Here is a 567-nt window from a genome sequence, read left to right as displayed (position 1 = left end):
TTTCCGCCGGTGCCTTTAGCCGCTCAGGGCTTGGCTCTGCTCCCCCGTCTACCCCCTCGTAGAGAAGCGGCACCAATGTAGTCGCCACTACTGACTCAGTAAGGGTTCTAGGTGTGTAGTGCGTCCCAGTGCTGCGACGGTCAGAGCCGGAAGTGACATAGACGCTACCTTGCTGTACAACGACAGGATAGCCGCTGCTGTCCTCGCGAAGCAGAAGCGCGTATCGTTTGACGCGGTCGTAGAGACCATCCGACGCGCTACAAACCGATTGCAGCGAAAGCAAATTCGCACTGCTAGCCTGCACGAGCGCTCGGCGTATTGCGGCAGACGTGCGTCCTGTTTTTTCTTTCAGGAACGCAATAAGGTCGTCCTCACCGAGGCTTGCGTGTTTTTCGAGCTCGTCCAGCAAAATCTCAATCTCGTCGCCAGCGCTCGCCCTGAACCCCAGTACTGGGGAAGTTGCGCGTTTGGCCGTATGGTCGAGCAGGCCCTCATACACGTGCCCAATCTGTTCGATATCGAGCGCACGGAACGACAACCGGCGCGGCTCAATCCCACCTCCCGGGA

1 protein-coding gene is annotated in these 567 nt (G+C 58.6%); it reads left to right on the top strand.

Annotated features, from left to right (window positions below):
• Window positions 1–169: 169 nt before the first annotated feature.
• On the top strand, window positions 170–567 hold a 398-nt coding region (locus J5M58_RS25975; protein ID WP_207880184.1), incomplete at its 3' end, for a hypothetical protein.

It is taken from the genome of Pseudomonas sp. 32_A, assembly GCF_017490905.1.
GTDB classification, from domain to species: Bacteria; Pseudomonadota; Gammaproteobacteria; order Pseudomonadales; family Pseudomonadaceae; genus Aquipseudomonas; species Aquipseudomonas inefficax.
This window is presented reverse-complemented; position numbering and strand designations above follow the sequence as displayed.